This is a genomic window from Bradyrhizobium sp. Ken01 (assembly GCF_055807355.1).
Genome location: NZ_JBVVPC010000198.1, coordinates 1 through 278, shown reverse-complemented (window position 1 = coordinate 278; position 278 = coordinate 1). Strand labels below are relative to the sequence as shown.

Sequence of the window (278 nt, the reverse complement as noted above, 5' to 3'; positions counted from 1 at the left end):
CAACAAGCGGGTAAAGAGCTGGGCGTTGATGTGACCTACGACGGGCCGACAGAACCCAGTGTTTCTGGTCAGGTACAGTTGATTAATAACTTCGTCAATCAAGGTTATAACGCCATTATCGTTTCTGCGGTTTCGCCTGATGGCTTGTGTCCGGCACTGAAACGCGCCATGCAACGTGGTGTGAGAGTGCTGACCTGGGACTCTGATACTAAACCGGAGTGCCGCTCTTACTACATTAATCAGGGAACGCCCGCCCAGTTAGGAGGTATGTTGGTGGA

Annotated in this window: 1 protein-coding gene; it reads left to right on the top strand. The window is 51.8% G+C overall.

Going from position 1 to position 278, the window contains the following annotated elements:
* The coding region (locus AC0L3S_RS39340; RefSeq protein WP_473285345.1) for a substrate-binding domain-containing protein at positions 1–278 on the top strand (278 nt) is incomplete at both ends.